We start from the raw sequence: 17,851 nt of genomic DNA, 5'->3' as shown, positions 1-17,851 counted from the left end.
CCGTTAGACTTCCATGGCACCGCCAGCAAGAGCACACAGCCCGATGGAGTCGACAATGCGAACTTCCTTGCCTTCCGCCTCGAGCAAGCCGTTCTGTTGGAAGCGAGTAAATACGCGAGATACGGTTTCCACGGCCAGGCCCAAGTAATTGCCAATCTCGTTGCGCGACATGGGTAGGCGGAACTGGTTGGCCGAGAAGCCACGGGCGCTGAAGCGTGCCGATAGGTTGATCAGGAAGGTGGCGATACGCTCGTCGGCGGTTTTCTTCGAGAGCAGCAGCATCATCTGCTGATCATCGCGGATTTCGCGGCTCATGATGCGCATGAGCTGGCGACGTAGCTGCGGCAGCATCACGCTCAGTTCGTCGAGTCGATCGAACGGTATTTCACAAACCGACGTGGTTTCCAGTGCCTGCGCTGATACCGGATAGCTTTCGGTATCCATGCCGGAAAGACCCACCAGCTCGCTAGGCAGATGGAAGCCGGTGATCTGCTCCTCGCCACCGTCGGTCACGCTGAATGTTCGTAGCGCACCGGAGCGGACCGCGAATACAGAACTGAAAGTGTCGCCTTGGCGAAACAAGGTTTCGCCCTTCTTGAGCGGGCGTCCACGCTTGACGATATCGTCCAGCGCCTCCATGTCCTGCATGTTCAACGACAGCGGTAAACAGAGGCCGGAAAGGCTGCAATCCTTGCAGTGAGCTTGGCGCTGCGCACGGACCTTGATCGACTCGGGCATAGGGGGTTCCTGAAAGCCGTTGTATAGCGGGCAAGGTTAACCCAGCAGGCGCCAATATCCAATCGGCCTGACGGTCGCACATGACGAGAAGAGGGCAGCGCAAATCGTTAGATCACTCGCGAATAGCGTTGGCCGGCATGTTCATGGAGGTAATGATCGAACAGCATGCAGACCGAACGGACCAGCAGACGTCCCGCCGGCTGGATCAGCAGATGCCGGTCAGTGAGTTCGATCAGTCCGTCTACGGCCATTTGCTCAAGGCTCGGCCAGGCGTCGCGGAAGTAGCTTTTGAAATCTATCGAAAAACTTTCTTCAACGGCACCGAAGCTCAACTCGAAATCGCAGATCAGTTTTTGGATAACCATACGACGGATACGGTCGTCTTCATTACAACGTAACCCGCGTATCGTCGGCAGTTGCCCTTGGTCGAGAGTCTGTTGATAAATGGTGATGTCGCTACTGTTCTGGCAGTACAGATCGCCTACCTGGCTGATGGCCGATACACCGAGGCCGATGAGATCGCAATGGCCATGGGTTGTGTAGCCCTGAAAATTGCGTTGCAGGGTGCCGTCTTCCTGCGCCATAGCCAGGTCATCGTCGGGGAGTGCAAAGTGGTCCATGCCGATGTAACGATATCCAGCGTCGGTCAACTGCTCGATGCTGTGCTGGAGCATGGTGAGCTTGGTGGCAGGTGATGGTAGATCGGCGGCGTTGATTCGCCGTTGCGGCATGAAGCGCTCAGGCAGGTGTGCATAGTTGAATAGTGATAGCCGATCCGGCTGCAATCCGATAATTGCTTGTACGGTGCTGGCAAAGCGCTCTGGGTTCTGCATTGGAAGACCGTAGATCAGGTCGATGTTCACCGAACGAAACTGCAGCGTCCGTGCTGCTTCGATGATGGTGCTGGTCTGCTCGAGCGTCTGCATGCGATTCACCGCACGCTGCACTTCCGGATCCAGATCCTGAACGCCAATGCTGATCCGGTTGAAACCCAGTCCGCGCAACAGACCCATGGTTGACCAGTCGGCTTCCCGCGGATCGATCTCGATGCTGAAGTCGCCATGATCGTCGTCCTGCAGGTTGAAATGTTTCTGCAAATGCGACATCAGTCGACGCAGTTCGTCGTGGCTGAGGAAGGTAGGGGTACCGCCGCCGAAATGCAGCTGCTCGACAACCTGATCTGGGCCGAGATGACAAGCCACTAGCTCGATCTCCTTCTCGAGTCGTTCGAGATAGGGCAACGCGCGGCCGTGATCCTTGGTGATAACTTTATTGCAGCCGCAGTAGTAGCAGACGTTGGCGCAGAAGGGCAGGTGGATATAGAGAGATAGAGGGCGTGAAGCATGACGGCTGCTTCGCAAGGCATGCAGCAAGTCGAATGAGCCGATGTTGCCGTTGAATTGGACCGCCGTCGGATACGAGGTATAGCGCGGCCCTGCTTGATCGTAGCGACGGATCAAGTCGGAGTCCCAGCGAATGGAATCAAGCATCTGGCTTTCCCGGTTGGCGGCGGTAGCGGGATTCTAGGGGGGGTGCTGACCGATCGACTTGACCTGTATCAAACTAGCCCTGACGCTAGCGCCGCAGCCGTTATCAGCGGCACGAATCGAGAAATTCCTCACCAGATCGTGGTCGGATGAATACGTTTATCGTCCACATCCATGTGAGCCTAAGGGCCGAAGGAGAAGTTATGCACAGCCGTCAAGCGGAGATCGCCGCAGCACTCAAGGTACAGCCGCCATTCGAGGGGGCGGCTGCGATTCAGGCACAAATCGAACGTCGGGTGCGTTTCATTCAGAATTGCCTTCGCGAATCAGGGATGAAGACGCTGGTGCTGGGGATCAGTGGTGGGGTGGACTCGACTACCGCCGGACTGCTTGCCCAGCGCGCCGTCGAAGGGATGCGAGAGGCAGGTGAAGGTGACGACTATCGTTTCATTGCGGTGCGCTTGCCTTACCAGGTTCAACAGGATGAGCACGAGGCCCAACTAGCGGTCGATACGATCAAGCCAGACGAGTGCCACACCGTGAACATCGGTGCTGCGGTACTTGGGCTTTCTCAGGCCACCGAGGCGCTGGAGCCGCTGACTGCCGAAAAACGTGACTTCGTGCTGGGTAACACCAAGGCGAGGATGCGCATGGTTGCGCAGTACACCATCGCGAATGCGCGCCAGGGACTGGTGATTGGAACTGATCATGCTGCCGAAGCAGTGATGGGCTTTTTCACCAAGTTCGGCGATGGCGCGTGCGACCTAACACCACTAGCTGGATTGGTTAAAGATCAGGTGCGCCAGCTCGCGGCAGCACTCGGCGCGCCGGAGCAATTGGTACATAAGGTACCGACAGCGGATCTGGAAGAACTTGTGCCCGGTAAGCCTGATGAAGATGCACACGGTGTCGCTTATCGGGATATCGACGCGTTTTTGCTGGGCCAGGAGGTATCAGCGGAGGCGGCACGGATCATCGTCGAGACGTTCGACAAAACAGCGCACAAGCGGCAGTTGCCGAAGGAGCCTTGAGTCACCAGGCATGTCCGGCGATCGCCGGGCATGTGTCTATCCGAGGCAGGTTCGTCTTGTGCAGGCTCGCCGATCACACCATGTTGTCAGTGTGTCGAGTGCGCAGCGCCGCCACCGTGTCCCATGAGCCACTGCTGATGTGGACCGGGCATGGTCCAGAGGCCGAACAGAATAACCAGCACACCACCGACGACTCGGATGCCGCGCCTGCGCAACAACATCGTGAGGCGTTCGGCGGCCAACCCGGTCGCCAATAGCACGGGCCAAGTGCCTACGCCGAAAGCCAGCATCAGCAGTGCACTGTCGAACGCATCGCCTTGGCTGGCCGCCCAGAGCAACGTGCTGTAGACCAAGCCACAGGGTAGCCAGCCCCAAAGGGCGCCTAGCAGCAGTGCACGCGGCAGGCTGGTGACCGGCATCAGAAGGCTGGCGTATGGCTGAACATGCCGCCATAGGCCACGCCCCAGCGCTTCCACATGAGTCAGGCCACTCCACCAGCCGGCGAGATAGAGGCCCATGCAAATGAGCAGAAGCGCGGCAACCACACGCATCGCCAGCGCTGCCGGACTGTTGGCGACTGCCCAGCCCGCGAACCCGATAAGCAATCCGGCTATGGCATAGCTGAGGATTCGACCAAGATTGTAGGCAAGCAGCAGGCGCAGGCGCTTGCCCCGTTGCTCTGGCGGAATGGCAAGAGTCAGGGCTCCCATCAGTCCGCCGCACATGCCTAGACAATGGCCTCCGCCCAAGAGACCGAGTACCACTGCCGAGAGCAGCAACGGCGCCAGCTCAATCACGTCGGGATTTCTCCTGGGCTGCTGCGTCCTGATCGGATTTCGTTGCGCCTTCGGATGACTGGGGAACTTCGTCGTCATCGAACAGGATGCTGTGAGCTGGGCCGTCGAGATCGTCGTACTGGCCGCTATCTACCGCCCAGAAAAATACCCAGATCGCAGCGGCTACCAGTACTACGGCGACGGGGATGAGAATGTATAAAGCAGCCATGGTGATTCTCTGAATACCAGGAGGGGCACCAGTGTCGAGGACCGGCGCGCAGATCGTCCAGCTCTAATAGCGTGTCAGGCGTAACGCGTTGAGTACCACCAGCAACGAACTGGCTGACATGCCCAGCGCCGCCCACAGCGGCGTCACCCAGCCGATAGCGGCGAAGGGTAGGATCAAGCCATTGTAAAGGCTGGCCCAGGTAAGATTTTCGACGATGATTCGGCGACTGCGCCGGGCAATATCGAACGCCTGAACCAGGCTGTTCAACTGGTTGGAGAGCAGCACGGCATCAGCGCTGGTCTTGGCCAGATCGGTTGCCGAGCCCATCGCGACGCTGATGTCTGCAGCAGCAAGGATGGGCACATCGTTGACACCATCACCCAACATCAGCACCCGGTGTCCTTCAGTCTGCAACTCCTGCAGGCGCGCAAGCTTGTCCGCCGGCGTGAGCCCCCCTTGGGCTTGCTCGATCCCGAGCTGCTCGGCGATCTGACCGACCATGGGTGAGCTGTCGCCGGATAGCAGCAAGGTTTTCCAGCCTCTCCGCCGACAAGCGGCGAGTAGGGCAGGGGCATCGTCGCGCAGACGATCATCCAGTACCAGCCAGGCGAGCGGGGCCTGGTCATCACCAAGCAGCAACCATTGGCCTTGGGAGCCGGGAATCGTTGGCGGTGTTCCGCCATAACCCGCGGCAACGAACCCCGGCTGGCCTATGCGCAGCTTGCGTCCACCAACCGTGCCTTGCAGGCCGAGCCCAGGCACGCTGTCGACCGTGTCGGCAGGCTGCGGCGCACGACCGAAAGCCCGGGCGATCGGATGTTCGGAGCGATTCTCCAGGGCTGCGGCCAGAGCGAGACAGGCATCGCTGTCCAGGCTGCCGAGCGCATGTACGGCGGTGAGTGTCAGACGGCCTTCGGTGAGCGTGCCGGTCTTGTCGAAGACCACGGTATCGATCTGGTTGAGACCTTCCAGCACGTGACCGCGGGTCAGCAAAAGGCCGAGTTTGTGCAGTGTGCCGGTTGCCGTGGTGAGTGCAGTGGGCGTCGCCAGCGACAGCGCGCAAGGGCACGTGGCGACGAGCAGAGCGAGAACAATCCAGAAGGCGCGTTGCGGATCGATCTGCCACCATACCAGGCCGACCAGCGCGGCCACCGCCAGCACGATCAGCAGGAACCATTGCGCGACGCGGTCGGCCAGCTCGGCGAGCTTCGGCTTGTCCGTCTGGGCGCGTTCGAGAAGGCGGACAATCGCAGATAGCCGGGTGTCATCGCCGAGGGCCTGCACCTGAACGGTCAGGGGGCCTTCGACGTTAAGCGTGCCCGCAGTCACCACATCACCGACACCACGAGCCAGCGGCAGGTATTCGCCAGTCAACACTGACTCGTCGACACTCGACGTCCCGCTGAGAATGCTGCCATCGGCGGGAATCAATGCGCCTGGCTGTACCAACACCCGATCCCCCACGCGAAGTTCGGTAAGCAGGATGCGGCTGCTGTGGCCTTCCTCGTCCAGCCTGAGACAGGAGGCAGGCAGGAGGTTCACCAACTGGGCGGTTGCTGCGGCCGTACGCTCGCGCGCTCGTCGTTCAAGATAGCGACCGGCGAGCAGGAACAGAGCGAACATTCCCACGGCATCGAAGTACAGCTCGCCCTGGCCCGTAAGCGTTGACCAGATGCCTGCCACGTAAGCACCGCCAATGGCCAGGGACACCGAGACATCCATGGTCAGATGGCGCGTGCGCAAGTCACGCACGGCGCCTTTGAAGAAGTCGGTGCAACAGTAGAAGACGATGGGCGTGGTGAGCAGCAGAGCGGTCCAGCGCAAGATTCGATCCATGCCCGCCGACAGGTCGAGATTGAACTCCGGCCAAGTTGCCATCGTAGCCATCATCACTTGCATCCACAGCAATCCGGCGACGCCGAGCTGACGCATGGCGCGACGATTCTCCTTCGCCAAGTGCTCGGCGGCCTGATCTGCTTGATAAGGGTGGGCGGCATAGCCGATGCGGCGCAGCTCCCCAAGCAGCTCGCTGAGCGGGAGCTGAGCATCGCTCCAGCGTACTTGCAGACGATGATTGGACAGATTGAGGCTGGCCTCGGTCACCCCACCGAGCCGCTTCAGGTGGCGCTCGATCAGCCATCCGCAGGCCGCGCAGCTGATGCCCTCGATCAGCAGCGACGTGCAGGCCTGTTCGCCTTCATGTTGGACGAAGGGTTGCTGCACGTCCTGACGGTCATAGAGCGCAAGCTCGTCGCTAAGTATCTCGGGCAGCGCTTGTGGATTGATCGCGGCGTCGCTGCGGTGCTGGTAATAGCTTTCCAGCCCACTCTTTACGATGGTTTCCGCCACAGCCTGACAACCGGGGCAACACAAGGCCCGTGTCTCACCAAGCACGCGGGCCTCGTAATGGCTGCCGGCTGGAACCGGCAGCCCGCAGTGATAGCAGGGAACAGGATTGGCCATCAGTGGCTCAAGGCATCAATTCCAGCGGGCGGCCGGGCTCGATGGACTTCTCGACGTACAGGCGCCAATCCTGCTCACCTTCACGGCCGAGCAGCTCGATGAAGCGCCGACCGCTTACGGATTCCTGCATCTGACCCTGATAGAAGCCATCGCCCTGCGGTTGCAGGATGATACGGCGATCGCGCTCCGGTTGGGTCGGTGACAGCAGGTTCAGCACCAGTTGTTGCGGCCGGCTTGCACCGCTGAGCTGGATTTCCGCCAGCCCGCGTTGCTCATTCAGCACCAGTGTTGCACGCATTTCCAAACGTTCAGCCAGTTTCTCCCGTTCCAGGGACTGGTTGATGCCTTTGCCGGCGTCGTAGTAGTTGTCGGCGACAAGCGTGTCGGCGTTTCGGATGGCGATGGTCAGCAGCGAAACGCCGAGGATCACCGCCATCAGCAGAATGCCGATGACGAACCAGGCCCAGAACTGGGTGTACCAACGTGTCTGTTCGTTATTGGAGCGCATGCAAAACCTTGTTTAACGGATGCTTGGGCCGATAAAGCGGCTATCGGCTTCATCGTTGATCGATTCGTCATCCACCGATTTGACGTGGAAAACGATTTCGTTGGTGCTGGACGGCAACTTCTCCGGTGCAATCGATAGCTCGACAGGAACGGTAACCAGCTCACCGGCTTTTGCTTGGATCTCGCTACGGCCGGAGTAGCTCAGACCATCCAGGCCGGAAGCCTCGATGATGAAGGTCTGGGCTTGTTGGGCCTTGTTCATCACCTTGAGGGTGTAGACGTTCTCGATGTGGCCCAGCTCATTCTCGCGGTACAGCACGCGATCCTTGAGTACATCCAGCTTCACCAGCGGGCGATCGTACACTGCATAAGCGAACAGGCTCATCATCACGCTCAGCGCGACGGCATACCCGATCAGACGGGGGCGCAGCAGATGAGTCTTCTGTCCCGACAGATTGTGCTCGGTGGTGTAGCTGATCAGGCCGCGTGGGTAGTTCATTTTGTCCATGATGGCGTCGCAGGCATCGATACAGGCGGCACAACCGATGCATTCGATCTGCAGGCCATCGCGGATGTCGATGCCGGTCGGGCATACCTGCACACACATGGTGCAGTCGATGCAGTCACCAAGCCCCATGGCTTTGTAGTCAGCGTCTTTCTTGCGCGGGCCACGCTTCTCGCCGCGGCGTGGATCGTAGGAGACGATCAGCGTGTCCTTGTCGAACATCACGCTCTGGAAGCGCGCATAAGGACACATGTAGATGCATACCTGCTCGCGCAGATAGCCGGCGCTGCCGTAGGTGGCCAATGTGAAGAAGCCAATCCAGAACGCCGCCCAGCCATTGACGTTGAGGCTGAGCAGGTCGGGCACCAGCTGACGGATCGGGGTGAAATAGCCGACAAAGGTGATGGCCACCAGAACGCCGACAGCGATCCAGATCGCATGCTTGGCAAGCTTGCGGAAGAACTTGTTGGCGCTCATCGGCGCCTTATCCAGCTTCATGCGCTGGTTGCGATCACCTTCGGTGATCTTTTCCGCCCACATGAAGACCCAGGTGAACACGCTCTGAGGGCAGGTGTAGCCGCACCAGACGCGCCCGGCGAACACGGTGATGAAGAAGAGGCCGAAGGCGCAGATGATCAACAGCCACGACAACAGCATGAAATCCTGGGGCCAGAACGTCGCCCCGAAAACGTGGAATTTGCGTTCCGGCAAGTCCCACCAGACAGCCTGACGGCCATTCCAGTTGAGCCAGACGGTTCCGAAAAAGAGGATGAACAGCGCTGCGCCGCCGACGCGTCGCAGGTTGCGGAACAACCCACTGAAGGCTCGGGTATAGATTTTTTCACGGGCGGCATAAAGGTCAGCAGACGCTTCGACCTTGGCCGGGGGGGTTACATCGCGAACGGGGATCTGCTCAGTCATCAAGTGCGTACCACGGCGGAAGGTGGGTGTCCCGGCCGATGCATGCCAGTCGGGATCGTTTTTCTGTCCAGCTGCGAATGGTACGCCCGGAGAATCGGGGTCAGGTGCGACAGGTGGTCGCTCCCGACCCCGGCTAAATCACTTCTCCGGCTGCTGCGACAGGCTGTAAACATAGGCGGCCAGCAAGTGCACCTTGTCGTTGCCAAGGATAGCTTCCTGAGCCGGCATGCGGCCGTTACGACCATAGCGAAGGGTCTGCTGGATCTGGGCGAAACTGGAACCGTACAGCCAGATGTTGTCGGTCAGGTTCGGCGCACCCATGGCAGCGATGCCCTTGGCATCAGGTCCATGACAGACTACGCAATTGGTGGCATAGATTTTTTGACCCTGCTCAACGTCGACGCTAATACCCTCTGGGGTATCTCGGCCGCTCAGGCTGCGGACATAGCCAGCCACGTTGCGGATACCTTCTTCACCGATCACGTCCTTCCATGCCGGCATGGCAGCCTGGCGGCCATTCAGGATGGTGGTCTTGATGGTGTCGGGTTCACCACCGTACAGCCAGTCGTGGTCGGTCAGGTTCGGGAAGCCATAGGCGCCTTTGGCGTCGGAACCGTGGCAAACCGAGCAGTTGGAGGCGAACAGGCGACCGCCCATCTTCAGCGCCTGGGGATCCTTGGCCACTTCCTCCACCGGCATAGCGGCGTATTTGGCATACAGTGGGCCGTATTGCTCGCTGGCCCTGTCCATCTCGCGCTGCCATTCCTTCACCTGAGTCCAGCCGCCTTCGTAGCCGGGCAGGACGCCTTTCCAGTTACCCAGGCCAGGGTAGAGGACGAGGTAGCCGAGCGCGAAGATAACGGTGGCGACGAACAGCATGAACCACCAGCGCGGCAGCGGGTTGTCGTATTCCTCGATACCGTCATAAGAATGGCCAACGGTTTCTTCGGTGCTGTCAGCACGCTGTCCCTTGCGAGTGGCCAACAGTAGCCAGACCAATGCGGCAATGGTGCCGAGGCTCAGCAGGGTGATGTACCAACTCCAAAACGAGGTCATTTATTTCTTACTCCTGGAAGCTTCTTCATCACGCTTCTTGGTGTCGGTCTCGTCGTCCGCGAAGGGCAGGTTGGCGGCTTCGTCGAAGCTGTTCTTGCGTTTGCTGCTGTAGGCCCAGAGCACCACGCCAACGAAGGCGACGAATACCAAAATTGTGCCCAAGCCACGAAGAGTCCCGATTTCCATCATGCGTTACCGTTTGTTGGTGAGTGCAGTGCCGAGCACTTGCAGATAGGCGACTAGAGCGTCCATTTCGGTCTTGCCCTTGACGGCATCCCGGGCGCCGGCGATGTCTTCGTCAGTGTAGGGAACTCCGACTGTACGCAGAGCTTCCATCTTTCTGGCCGTGTCCTTGCCGTCGAGTGTGTGCTCGACCAGCCACGGATAGGACGGCATCTTCGATTCAGGCACCACGTTGCGCGGGTTGTACAGGTGCGCACGGTGCCAGTCATCGGAGTAGCGGCCGCCTACACGGGCCAGGTCCGGACCGGTACGCTTGGAACCCCACAGGAAGGGGTGGTCGTAGACGCTTTCCCCGGCGACCGAGTAGTGGCCGTAGCGCTCGGTTTCGGCGCGGAACGGACGGATCATCTGCGAGTGGCAGCCCACGCAGCCTTCGCGGATGTACAGGTCACGACCTTCCAGTTGCAGCGCGGTGTAGGGCTTCATGCCCTCGACGGGATCGTTGACGCTGTCCTGGAAGAACAGCGGAACGATCTGGGTCAGGCCGCCGATGCTCACCGCCAGGATCATGAACAGGGTCAGCAGACCAATGTTCTTCTCTAGTTTTTCGTGCTGTTTCATTTAGGTTCGGTTCCTCAAGCGATCTGCGCGGCAGCGTCGTACTGGGCTGGCTTGGCGGCACGCACGGTGCGCCAGGTGTTGTAGGCCATCAGCAGCATGCCGGCGAGGAAGAAGGCACCGCCCAATGCGCGGACGATGAAGCCGGGGTGACTGGCTTCCAGTGCTTCGACGAAGGAGTAGGTCAGCGTGCCGTCTTCGTTGATTGCGCGCCACATCAGGCCCTGCGTGATGCCGTTGACCCACATCGAGGCGATATAGAGCACGGTGCCGATGGTGGCCAGCCAGAAGTGCGCATTGATCAGGCCGATGCTGTGCATCTGCTCACGAGCGAACACTTTCGGGATCAGGTGATACATGGAGCCGATGGTGATCATCGCAACCCAGCCGAGGGCGCCGGCGTGTACGTGGCCGATGGTCCAGTCGGTGTAGTGGGAGAGGGCATTGACGGTCTTGATCGCCATCATCGGGCCCTCGAAGGTGGACATGCCGTAGAACGCCAGCGAGACCACCAGGAAGCGCAGGATCGGATCGGTGCGCAGCTTATGCCAGGCGCCCGACAGGGTCATCATGCCGTTGATCATGCCGCCCCAGCTCGGAGCCAGCAGGATGATCGACATCACCATGCCCAGGCTCTGTGCCCAGTCCGGCAGCGCGGTGTAGTGCAGGTGGTGCGGACCGGCCCAGATATAAAGAGTGATCAGCGCCCAGAAGTGCACGATCGACAGGCGATAAGAGTACACCGGACGTTCGGCCTGCTTGGGCACGAAGTAGTACATCATGCCGAGGAAGCCTGTGGTCAGGAAGAAGCCTACGGCGTTGTGGCCATACCACCACTGCACCATGGCATCGGTCGCGCCCGAATAGATCGAGTAGGACTTGAACCAGGTGACCGGAATTTCCAGGTTGTTGACGATGTGCAGCATCGCCGTGACCAGGATGAAGGCGCCGAAGAACCAGTTACCCACATAGATGTGTTTGGATTTGCGCTTCGTGATGGTGCCGAAGAACACTAGCGCATAGACGATCCAGACAATCGCCAGCAGGATGTCGATCGGCCATTCCAGCTCGGCGTATTCCTTGGTGCTGGTGAAGCCCTGCGGCAGCGTGATGACCGCGAGAACGATCACGGCCTGCCAGCCCCAGAAGGTGAAAGCCGCAAGGCTGTCGGAGAACAGTCGCGTCTGGCAGGTGCGCTGAACCACGTAATAAGACGTGGCGAACAGTGCGCTACCACCAAAGGCAAAGATTACGGCGTTGGTGTGCAAGGGTCGCAGTCGGCCGAAGCTCGTCCACGGCAGGTCGAAGTTGAGTGCCGGCCACACCAGCTGCGCGGCGATGAAGACACCCAGACCCATTCCCACGATCCCCCAAATCACCGTCATGATGGCGAATTGGCGGACCACCTTATAGTTATAAGCAGACTCACTTATTGCTGTGCTCATGCAAGGCTTCCACGCTAATGGCATTTTCGAAGGCAAAAACGGCGGCGAGTATGGAGAAAGCAGGGGGGCAATGCAAACGGCCACGAGGCAGTCCCGTCGCGCCAAAGCCCTGATTCCTGGCGTTTTCCACGTAGTTTTCAGGGTCGTTTTTGCGCCTGATAAGTGCGTTGATCGTCGGCGTTTGCGCGCATTTCAGCAGCTGCCAACGGATCAATCGGGAAAGCTTAGGATGCGAACAGGAGAGGGGGTAGAGCGACTGGTCGGAGCGCCTGCGACAGAACGTCGCAGGGCGGAAAACCTTGTGCCGGAACAAGGTGTTAAGGGCGGCACGAGTGTACCGCCCTCGGTGACTTACTGTTTGGCAAGTTGTTCCGGTTTTTGTGACAGGCTGTAAACGTATGCGGCCAGCAGGTGCACCTTGTCGTTGCCGAGGTATTGCTCCTGAGCCGGCATCTGGCCATTGCGACCATGGCGAATGGTTTGCTGCAGTTGAGCCAGGCTCGAGCCGTAGATCCAGCCGGATGCGTTGGTCAGCTTGGGCGCGCCCAGCACAGCCATGCCTTCGCCTCCCTGGCCGTGGCAGGCCACGCAGTTCTGGGCAAAGATCGCCTTGCCAGCGGCGAGGTCGGCCTCGGTACCTTCAGGCAGCGGCAGACCGGCAAGATCCGCGCGCACATAGGCAGCCACGTTTTTCACGCCTTCTTCACCGATGACCTGACCCCACGCCGGCATCGCACCGATGCGACCGTTGAGAATCGAGGCCTTGATGGTGTCAGGCTCACCGCCCCAGCGCCATTCATGGTCGGCCAGGTTGGGGAACCCCATCGAACCCTTGGCGTCGGAGCCGTGGCAGATAGCGCAGTAGTTGGCGAACAAACGGCTACCCATTTTCAGCGCCTGCTCATCCTGTGCAACCTGCTCGACTGGCATGGAAGCGTACTTGGCGAAAATCGGGCCGTACTTCTGGTCTGCCTGATCCATTTCGCGCTGCCATTCCTTTTCCTGGGTCCAACCGCCCTCGTAACCCGGCAGAACGCCTTTCCAGCTACCCAGACCTGGGTAGAGGAGCAGGTAGAGAATGCCGAACAGCAGTGTGCCGATGAACAGCATGAACCACCATTTGGGCAGCGGGTTGTCGTATTCCTCGATGCCATCGAAGGCATGTCCCATCGTCTTGTCCGTGGTGCCGGCCGACTCACCCTTGCGGGTGGCGAAGATCAGCCAGAACAGAGCGACGATGGTGCCCAGCGTCAGCAGGGCGATGTATCCACTCCAGAAAGTGCTCATGTGCTACTCCTGGACAGCCCGAGCCACTCTGACTGTCCGCGATTGAAGTCCCTGACGGCTGCCCCTGCAGCCTGTCGTTCTTAGGCCTGGTGAAGGCTCAGCGCTTGTTGGTGAGCGCGGTGCCGAGCACCTGCAGGTAGGCAACCATGGCGTCCATCTCGGTCTTGCCCTTGACGGCGTCCCGCGCTTCGGCGATTTCCTCGTCGCTATAGGGAACTCCCAAGGCGCGCAGCGCGGTCATCTTCTTGGCCGTATCCTTGCCATCCAGAGTGCTCTCGACCAGCCACGGATAGGACGGCATCTTCGACTCCGGCACGACGTTGCGCGGGTTGTACAGGTGCGCACGGTGCCAGTCATCGGAGTAGCGGCCGCCTACACGGGCCAGGTCCGGACCGGTACGCTTGGAACCCCACAGGAAGGGGTGGTCGTAGACGCTTTCCCCAGCGACCGAGTAGTGGCCGTAGCGCTCGGTTTCGGCGCGGAACGGACGGATCATCTGCGAGTGGCAGCCCACGCAGCCTTCGCGGATGTACAGGTCACGACCTTCCAGTTGCAGCGCGGTGTAGGGCTTCATGCCCTCGACGGGTTCGTTGACGTTGTCCTGGAAGAACAGCGGAACGATCTGGGTCAGGCCGCCGATGCTCACCGCCAGGATCATGAACAGGGCCAGCAGCCCGACGTTCTTTTCAAGTTTCTCGTGTTGTTTCATTTAAGTCGGCTCCTCAAGCGATCTGCGCAGCAGCGTCATATTCGGCCGGCTTGGCGGCACGCACGGTGCGCCAGGTGTTGTAGGCCATCACCAGCATGCCGGTGAAGAAGATCGCACCACCGATCATGCGGACTACGAAGCCGGGATGACTGGCTTCCAGTGCTTCGACGAAGGAGTAGGTCAGCGTGCCGTCTTCGTTGATCGCACGCCACATCAGGCCTTGGGCGATACCGTTGACCCACATCGAGGCGATGTAGAGCACGGTGCCGATGGTGGCCAGCCAGAAGTGGGTGTTGATCAGGCCGATGCTGTGCATTTGCTCGCGACCGAACACTTTCGGGATCAGGTGGTACAGAGCGCCGATCGACACCATTGCCACCCAGCCGAGGGCGCCGGCGTGTACGTGGCCGATGGTCCAGTCGGTGTAGTGGGAGAGGGCGTTGACGGTTTTGATCGCCATCATCGGACCTTCGAAGGTCGACATGCCGTAGAACGCCAGCGAGACCACCAGGAAGCGCAGGATCGGGTCGCTACGCAGTTTGTGCCAGGCGCCCGAGAGGGTCATCATGCCGTTGATCATGCCGCCCCAGCTCGGCGCCAGCAGGATCAGCGACATCACCATGCCCAGGCTCTGTGCCCAGTCCGGCAGCGCGGTGTAGTGCAGGTGGTGCGGACCGGCCCAGATGTACACGGTGATCAGTGCCCAGAAGTGCACAATGGACAGGCGATAGGAGTACACCGGACGCTCGGCCTGCTTGGGCACGAAGTAATACATGATCCCCAGGAAGCCAGCGGTCAGGAAGAAGCCCACGGCGTTGTGACCGTACCACCACTGCACCATCGCATCGGTAGCGCCGGCATACAGCGAATAGGACTTCATCGCGGTAACCGGGATTTCCAGGTTGTTGACGATGTGCAGGATCGCAACGGTCAGAATGAAGGCGCCGAAGAACCAGTTGCCGACATAGATGTGCTTGACCTTGCGCGTAGCCAGCGTGCCGAAGAACACGATCGCGTAGGCAACCCACACGATGGTGATCAGCAGGTCGATCGGCCACTCCAGTTCCGCGTACTCCTTGGAGCTGGTGAAGCCCAGCGGCAGAGAGATTGCGGCGAGCAGGATGACCAGCTGCCAACCCCAGAAGGTGAACGCAGCCAGCTTGGGCGCGAACAGCGTGGTTTGGCAGGTGCGCTGGACCGAGTAGTAGGACGTCGCGAACAATGCGCAGCCACCGAAGGCGAAGATCACCGCGTTGGTGTGCAATGGACGTAGACGACCGAAGCTGGTCCACGGGAGGTCGAAGTTCAAGAATGGCCAGGCCAACTGTGCTGCGATGAAAACGCCGAGCCCCATCCCGACGATTCCCCACACCACCGTCATGATGGCGAATTGGCGGACCACCTTGTAATGGTAGGCGGTACTGGTTGCTGTGTTCATGTATGGGCTTCCATCCACGGGTAATGAGCAGTTTTTCTTTCCTAGGAAAGCGGAGGCAAGGATGGGTAAAGGGCAATTTGCCGGTATTGACCCGGATCAATACACACAGGGTGGGTATGGGCATTCCGACGCTTGGACGATGCCGCGCGGCGCGGCGTTCGCCACGTTGATCCTGGCGCATGGGGCAGGCGCGCCGATGGACAGTCCGTTCATGCAGTCAATGGCTGAACGCCTCGCGGCACGCGGGATTGCCGTGTATCGGTTCGAGTTCGACTACATGGCCGAGCGGCGTGCAACAGGGCGCAAGCGACCACCTGATCGGCAGGATCAGCTGTTGCGAAAATGGCGTGAACAGTACGCCTTGGTGCGACAGCAGGCCACAGGGGTGCTGGCCGTTGGCGGCAAGTCGATGGGCGGCCGAATGGCCAGCTTGCTGGCGGATGAACTGGCGGCCGATGCTCTGATCTGCCTGGGCTATCCGTTTCATCCTGCTGGCAAGCTAGACAAACCACGGGTGGCGCATCTGGCGGAACTGCGTACGCCGACGCTGATCGTGCAGGGTGAACGCGATGCACTGGGTAACCGCTCGACAGTTGCCGGCTACCAGCTTTCTCCGACCATTCGGCTGCACTGGCTGGCGGCTGCCGATCATGACCTGGAGCCGTTGAAACGTTCGGGGTTGACCCACGAACAGCATCTGGACAATGCGGCGGATGCGATTGCTGCCTTTCTAGGTACGCTTGGCAAAATGCAATCAGCAGATTGACGCAAGCCGCACACACGCAGTTGAGCGGAAGCGGCGATTGCCTTGCTTCCGCTCAGACCATTCGTGCATTCGGTCGAACTAGCGGTTAAAGCGCTCGACCAGCGAGTACTGACCTTCGGCGGTGGCGGACAGATCTTCGCTGAGTAGCGCTGAGCTGCGCGCTTCGCCCGAAGTTTGATCGGCCAGGCGTGCGATGGTGCTGACGTTCTGGCTGATCTCCTCTGCGACGGCGCTTTGCTGTTCGGTCGCCGAGGCAATTTGCGTCGTCATGTCGATGATATTGCTCATAGCCTCGCTGATGCCGCTCAGCGCCTGATCCGCCTGCAGGACTTGCTCGACACCTCGGCTTGCCTGGGTCCGACCCTCCTCGGTTGTGCCCACAGCGTGGCGTGCCTGTTGCTGGAGCTTTTCGATCAGCTGATGAATCTCGCCGGTGGCCTCTGTCGTGCGCTGGGCCAGTTGACGGACTTCATCGGCGACGACAGCAAATCCGCGTCCGCTATCGCCGGCCCGAGCGGCCTCGATGGCGGCGTTGAGCGCCAGCAGGTTGGTCTGGTCGGCGATGCTCTTGATCACGTCGACCACGCTGCCAATCTCGTCACTGTCGCGGGCAAGCTGGTTGACCGCCTCGCCGGTGCGCGACACCGATTCGGCAAGTTGCTGGATGGCCTTGCGCGTCTCCGCGGTGACATCCCGGCCATGCACGGTGAGCCGACTGGCCTGCTGAGTAGCCTCGGCTGCGAGCGCGACGTTGCTGGCAACTTCCTGCGTGGTTGCGGCCATCTCGTTGATGGCGGTCGCTACCTGCTCGGTTTCGTGGTGTTGCTGCTCCAGGCCGTTCGAACAGTTGTGGGCCAGGGCGTCGGCCTTCTTCGCCTGCTCCTGCAGCTGCACGGCGCTGTCCTGCAGGCGGGTCAGGCAAGTCTTCAGGTGCGCCTGCTGACTCAACATCGCCATTTCCAGCTGGGCTTCGACGCCGCGACTGTCGGTGTACATCTGTGCGATCAGTGGGTCGCTAGTGGCCTGTTCAGCCAGCTGCAGCAGTCGTTTCAGGCCCCGCTGTTGCCAGTACAACCCGGCGAGGCCCAACGGCACGGAGAGCAGCGCGGCCAGCGCGAAACCGAGGGAATGGTCGAGCCAGGCGCCGATCATGAAGCCGATCTGGCTGACGAGAATGAACGGCAACCATTTGGTCAGTACCGGCAACCAGCGATCCCGCCGCGGTACGCCGCTTTTGCCTGCATTGATCCGCGCGTAGAGCGCCTCGGCACGTTGAATCTGCTCGCGAGTCGGTTTGGTGCGTACCGATTCATAGCCAATGACATTGCGCTGATTGTCTACCACCGGCGTTACGTAGGCGTTGACCCAATAATGATCGCCGTTCTTACGGCGATTCTTGACGATCCCCATCCAGGGCTTGCCCAGTTTGAGGGTGGTCCACATGTGCGCGAACACCGCGGGCGGTACGTCCGGGTGGCGAATCAGGTTGTGTGGTGCGCGGATCAGCTCTTCACGCAGGAAGCCGCTGACTTCGGCAAAGATGTCGTTGCAGTAGGTGATCTGACCTTTCAGGTCGGTGGTCGAAACCAGTCGCTGCTGGTCAGGGAAGGCGTACTCACGCTGGGTTACGGGCTGGTTGTTACGCATCGAAATCACGCCTGGCAGGTAATCAAAAAAAGAAAAGCGCACCTG

General features: G+C 60.2%; 17 protein-coding genes. 2 read left to right on the top strand and 15 right to left on the bottom strand.

Annotated features, from left to right (window positions below):
* Nucleotides 1-3 precede the first annotated feature (3 nt).
* Together fnr and hemN are read right to left on the bottom strand one after the other, a co-directional pair.
* Complete coding sequence (gene fnr, locus N8H22_RS06405) at nucleotides 4-738, bottom strand: fumarate/nitrate reduction transcriptional regulator Fnr (protein WP_264589777.1); 735 nt, start codon at nucleotides 736-738, stop codon at nucleotides 4-6.
* Between the two features lie 107 nt (nucleotides 739-845).
* The gene (gene hemN, locus N8H22_RS06400) at nucleotides 846-2,228 is read right to left on the bottom strand and encodes an oxygen-independent coproporphyrinogen III oxidase (protein ID WP_264589776.1); all 1,383 of its coding nucleotides are present in this window, start codon (nucleotides 2,226-2,228) and stop codon (nucleotides 846-848) included.
* Between the two features lie 200 nt (nucleotides 2,229-2,428).
* On the opposite strand from hemN, the gene nadE reads away from it, so the two are divergent.
* On the top strand, nucleotides 2,429-3,256 hold the full coding sequence (gene nadE / locus N8H22_RS06395) for an ammonia-dependent NAD(+) synthetase (protein WP_264589775.1): 828 nt from the start codon (nucleotides 2,429-2,431) through the stop codon (nucleotides 3,254-3,256).
* An 86-nt stretch (nucleotides 3,257-3,342) separates the two neighbouring features.
* Here nadE and N8H22_RS06390 read toward each other — a convergent pair whose 3' ends face one another.
* From N8H22_RS06390 to ccoN (N8H22_RS06335), 12 genes are all read right to left on the bottom strand, one after another.
* Complete coding sequence (locus N8H22_RS06390; protein WP_264589774.1) at nucleotides 3,343-4,053, bottom strand: sulfite exporter TauE/SafE family protein; 711 nt, start codon at nucleotides 4,051-4,053, stop codon at nucleotides 3,343-3,345.
* On the bottom strand, nucleotides 4,046-4,261 hold the full coding sequence (gene ccoS, locus N8H22_RS06385) for a cbb3-type cytochrome oxidase assembly protein CcoS (protein WP_264589773.1): 216 nt from the start codon (nucleotides 4,259-4,261) through the stop codon (nucleotides 4,046-4,048). Before ccoS ends, N8H22_RS06390 begins: the two co-directional genes overlap by 8 nt.
* A 63-nt stretch (nucleotides 4,262-4,324) precedes the next feature.
* Nucleotides 4,325-6,724 (bottom strand): heavy metal translocating P-type ATPase, encoded by a 2,400-nt coding sequence (locus N8H22_RS06380; protein WP_264589772.1) that lies wholly within the window; start codon nucleotides 6,722-6,724, stop codon nucleotides 4,325-4,327.
* 7 nt (nucleotides 6,725-6,731) lie between these two features.
* The gene (locus N8H22_RS06375) at nucleotides 6,732-7,232 is read right to left on the bottom strand and encodes a FixH family protein (protein ID WP_264589771.1); all 501 of its coding nucleotides are present in this window, start codon (nucleotides 7,230-7,232) and stop codon (nucleotides 6,732-6,734) included.
* A gap of 12 nt (nucleotides 7,233-7,244) precedes the next feature.
* Nucleotides 7,245-8,657 (bottom strand): cytochrome c oxidase accessory protein CcoG, encoded by a 1,413-nt coding sequence (gene ccoG / locus N8H22_RS06370; RefSeq protein ID WP_264589770.1) that lies wholly within the window; start codon nucleotides 8,655-8,657, stop codon nucleotides 7,245-7,247.
* Between the two features lie 138 nt (nucleotides 8,658-8,795).
* On the bottom strand, nucleotides 8,796-9,713 hold the full coding sequence (gene ccoP / locus N8H22_RS06365) for a cytochrome-c oxidase, cbb3-type subunit III (RefSeq protein ID WP_264589769.1): 918 nt from the start codon (nucleotides 9,711-9,713) through the stop codon (nucleotides 8,796-8,798).
* Nucleotides 9,714-9,899 carry a cbb3-type cytochrome c oxidase subunit 3 gene (locus N8H22_RS06360; protein WP_264589768.1) on the bottom strand — a complete coding sequence of 62 codons (186 nt, stop codon included), beginning with the start codon at nucleotides 9,897-9,899 and terminating at the stop codon, nucleotides 9,714-9,716. It lies immediately after the preceding gene.
* Between the two features lie 6 nt (nucleotides 9,900-9,905).
* Complete coding sequence (gene ccoO / locus N8H22_RS06355; RefSeq protein WP_264589767.1) at nucleotides 9,906-10,517, bottom strand: cytochrome-c oxidase, cbb3-type subunit II; 612 nt, start codon at nucleotides 10,515-10,517, stop codon at nucleotides 9,906-9,908.
* 14 nt (nucleotides 10,518-10,531) lie between these two features.
* Entirely contained in the window at nucleotides 10,532-11,959 is a 1,428-nt protein-coding gene (gene ccoN / locus N8H22_RS06350; RefSeq protein ID WP_264589766.1) for a cytochrome-c oxidase, cbb3-type subunit I, read from the bottom strand.
* Between the two features lie 351 nt (nucleotides 11,960-12,310).
* A complete protein-coding gene (ccoP, locus tag N8H22_RS06345; protein WP_264589765.1) occupies nucleotides 12,311-13,246 on the bottom strand; it encodes a cytochrome-c oxidase, cbb3-type subunit III in 936 nt (311 codons plus the stop codon).
* A gap of 97 nt (nucleotides 13,247-13,343) precedes the next feature.
* Nucleotides 13,344-13,955: a cytochrome-c oxidase, cbb3-type subunit II gene (ccoO, locus tag N8H22_RS06340; protein WP_264589764.1), complete on the bottom strand. Its 612-nt coding sequence runs from the start codon at nucleotides 13,953-13,955 to the stop codon at nucleotides 13,344-13,346.
* A 13-nt stretch (nucleotides 13,956-13,968) separates the two neighbouring features.
* Nucleotides 13,969-15,393 (bottom strand): cytochrome-c oxidase, cbb3-type subunit I, encoded by a 1,425-nt coding sequence (gene ccoN, locus N8H22_RS06335; protein WP_264589763.1) that lies wholly within the window; start codon nucleotides 15,391-15,393, stop codon nucleotides 13,969-13,971.
* Between the two features lie 61 nt (nucleotides 15,394-15,454).
* Here ccoN (N8H22_RS06335) and N8H22_RS06330 point away from each other — a divergent pair, with 61 nt between their 5' ends.
* On the top strand, nucleotides 15,455-16,159 hold the full coding sequence (locus tag N8H22_RS06330) for an alpha/beta family hydrolase (protein WP_264589762.1): 705 nt from the start codon (nucleotides 15,455-15,457) through the stop codon (nucleotides 16,157-16,159).
* A gap of 78 nt (nucleotides 16,160-16,237) precedes the next feature.
* On the opposite strand, the gene N8H22_RS06325 is transcribed toward N8H22_RS06330, so the two are convergent.
* The gene (locus tag N8H22_RS06325) at nucleotides 16,238-17,806 is read right to left on the bottom strand and encodes a PAS domain-containing methyl-accepting chemotaxis protein (protein WP_264589761.1); all 1,569 of its coding nucleotides are present in this window, start codon (nucleotides 17,804-17,806) and stop codon (nucleotides 16,238-16,240) included.
* Nucleotides 17,807-17,851: the final 45 nt, after the last annotated feature.

This window comes from Stutzerimonas sp. S1 (genome assembly GCF_025966695.1).
Lineage (GTDB): Bacteria > Pseudomonadota > Gammaproteobacteria > Pseudomonadales > Pseudomonadaceae > Stutzerimonas.
Note: the sequence above shows the minus strand (reverse complement) of the source record. Positions and strands in the feature narration are given on the sequence as shown.

What these genes read in the sequence shown, in the direction of transcription:
- fnr (WP_264589777.1), bottom strand. Translation starts at nt 738, where the DNA reads ATGCCCGAGTCGATCAAGGTCCGTGCGCAGCGCCAAGCTCACTGCAAG.
- hemN (WP_264589776.1), bottom strand. Translation starts at nt 2,228, where the DNA reads ATGCTTGATTCCATTCGCTGGGACTCCGACTTGATCCGTCGCTACGAT.
- nadE (WP_264589775.1), top strand. Translation starts at nt 2,429, where the DNA reads ATGCACAGCCGTCAAGCGGAGATCGCCGCAGCACTCAAGGTACAGCCG.
- ccoS (WP_264589773.1), bottom strand. Translation starts at nt 4,261, where the DNA reads ATGGCTGCTTTATACATTCTCATCCCCGTCGCCGTAGTACTGGTAGCC.
- N8H22_RS06380 (WP_264589772.1), bottom strand. Translation starts at nt 6,724, where the DNA reads ATGGCCAATCCTGTTCCCTGCTATCACTGCGGGCTGCCGGTTCCAGCC.
- N8H22_RS06375 (WP_264589771.1), bottom strand. Translation starts at nt 7,232, where the DNA reads ATGCGCTCCAATAACGAACAGACACGTTGGTACACCCAGTTCTGGGCC.
- ccoG (WP_264589770.1), bottom strand. Translation starts at nt 8,657, where the DNA reads ATGACTGAGCAGATCCCCGTTCGCGATGTAACCCCCCCGGCCAAGGTC.
- ccoP (WP_264589769.1), bottom strand. Translation starts at nt 9,713, where the DNA reads ATGACCTCGTTTTGGAGTTGGTACATCACCCTGCTGAGCCTCGGCACC.
- N8H22_RS06360 (WP_264589768.1), bottom strand. Translation starts at nt 9,899, where the DNA reads ATGGAAATCGGGACTCTTCGTGGCTTGGGCACAATTTTGGTATTCGTC.
- ccoO (WP_264589767.1), bottom strand. Translation starts at nt 10,517, where the DNA reads ATGAAACAGCACGAAAAACTAGAGAAGAACATTGGTCTGCTGACCCTG.
- ccoN (WP_264589766.1), bottom strand. Translation starts at nt 11,959, where the DNA reads ATGAGCACAGCAATAAGTGAGTCTGCTTATAACTATAAGGTGGTCCGC.
- ccoP (WP_264589765.1), bottom strand. Translation starts at nt 13,246, where the DNA reads ATGAGCACTTTCTGGAGTGGATACATCGCCCTGCTGACGCTGGGCACC.
- ccoO (WP_264589764.1), bottom strand. Translation starts at nt 13,955, where the DNA reads ATGAAACAACACGAGAAACTTGAAAAGAACGTCGGGCTGCTGGCCCTG.
- ccoN (WP_264589763.1), bottom strand. Translation starts at nt 15,393, where the DNA reads ATGAACACAGCAACCAGTACCGCCTACCATTACAAGGTGGTCCGCCAA.
- N8H22_RS06330 (WP_264589762.1), top strand. Translation starts at nt 15,455, where the DNA reads ATGGGTAAAGGGCAATTTGCCGGTATTGACCCGGATCAATACACACAG.
- N8H22_RS06325 (WP_264589761.1), bottom strand. Translation starts at nt 17,806, where the DNA reads ATGCGTAACAACCAGCCCGTAACCCAGCGTGAGTACGCCTTCCCTGAC.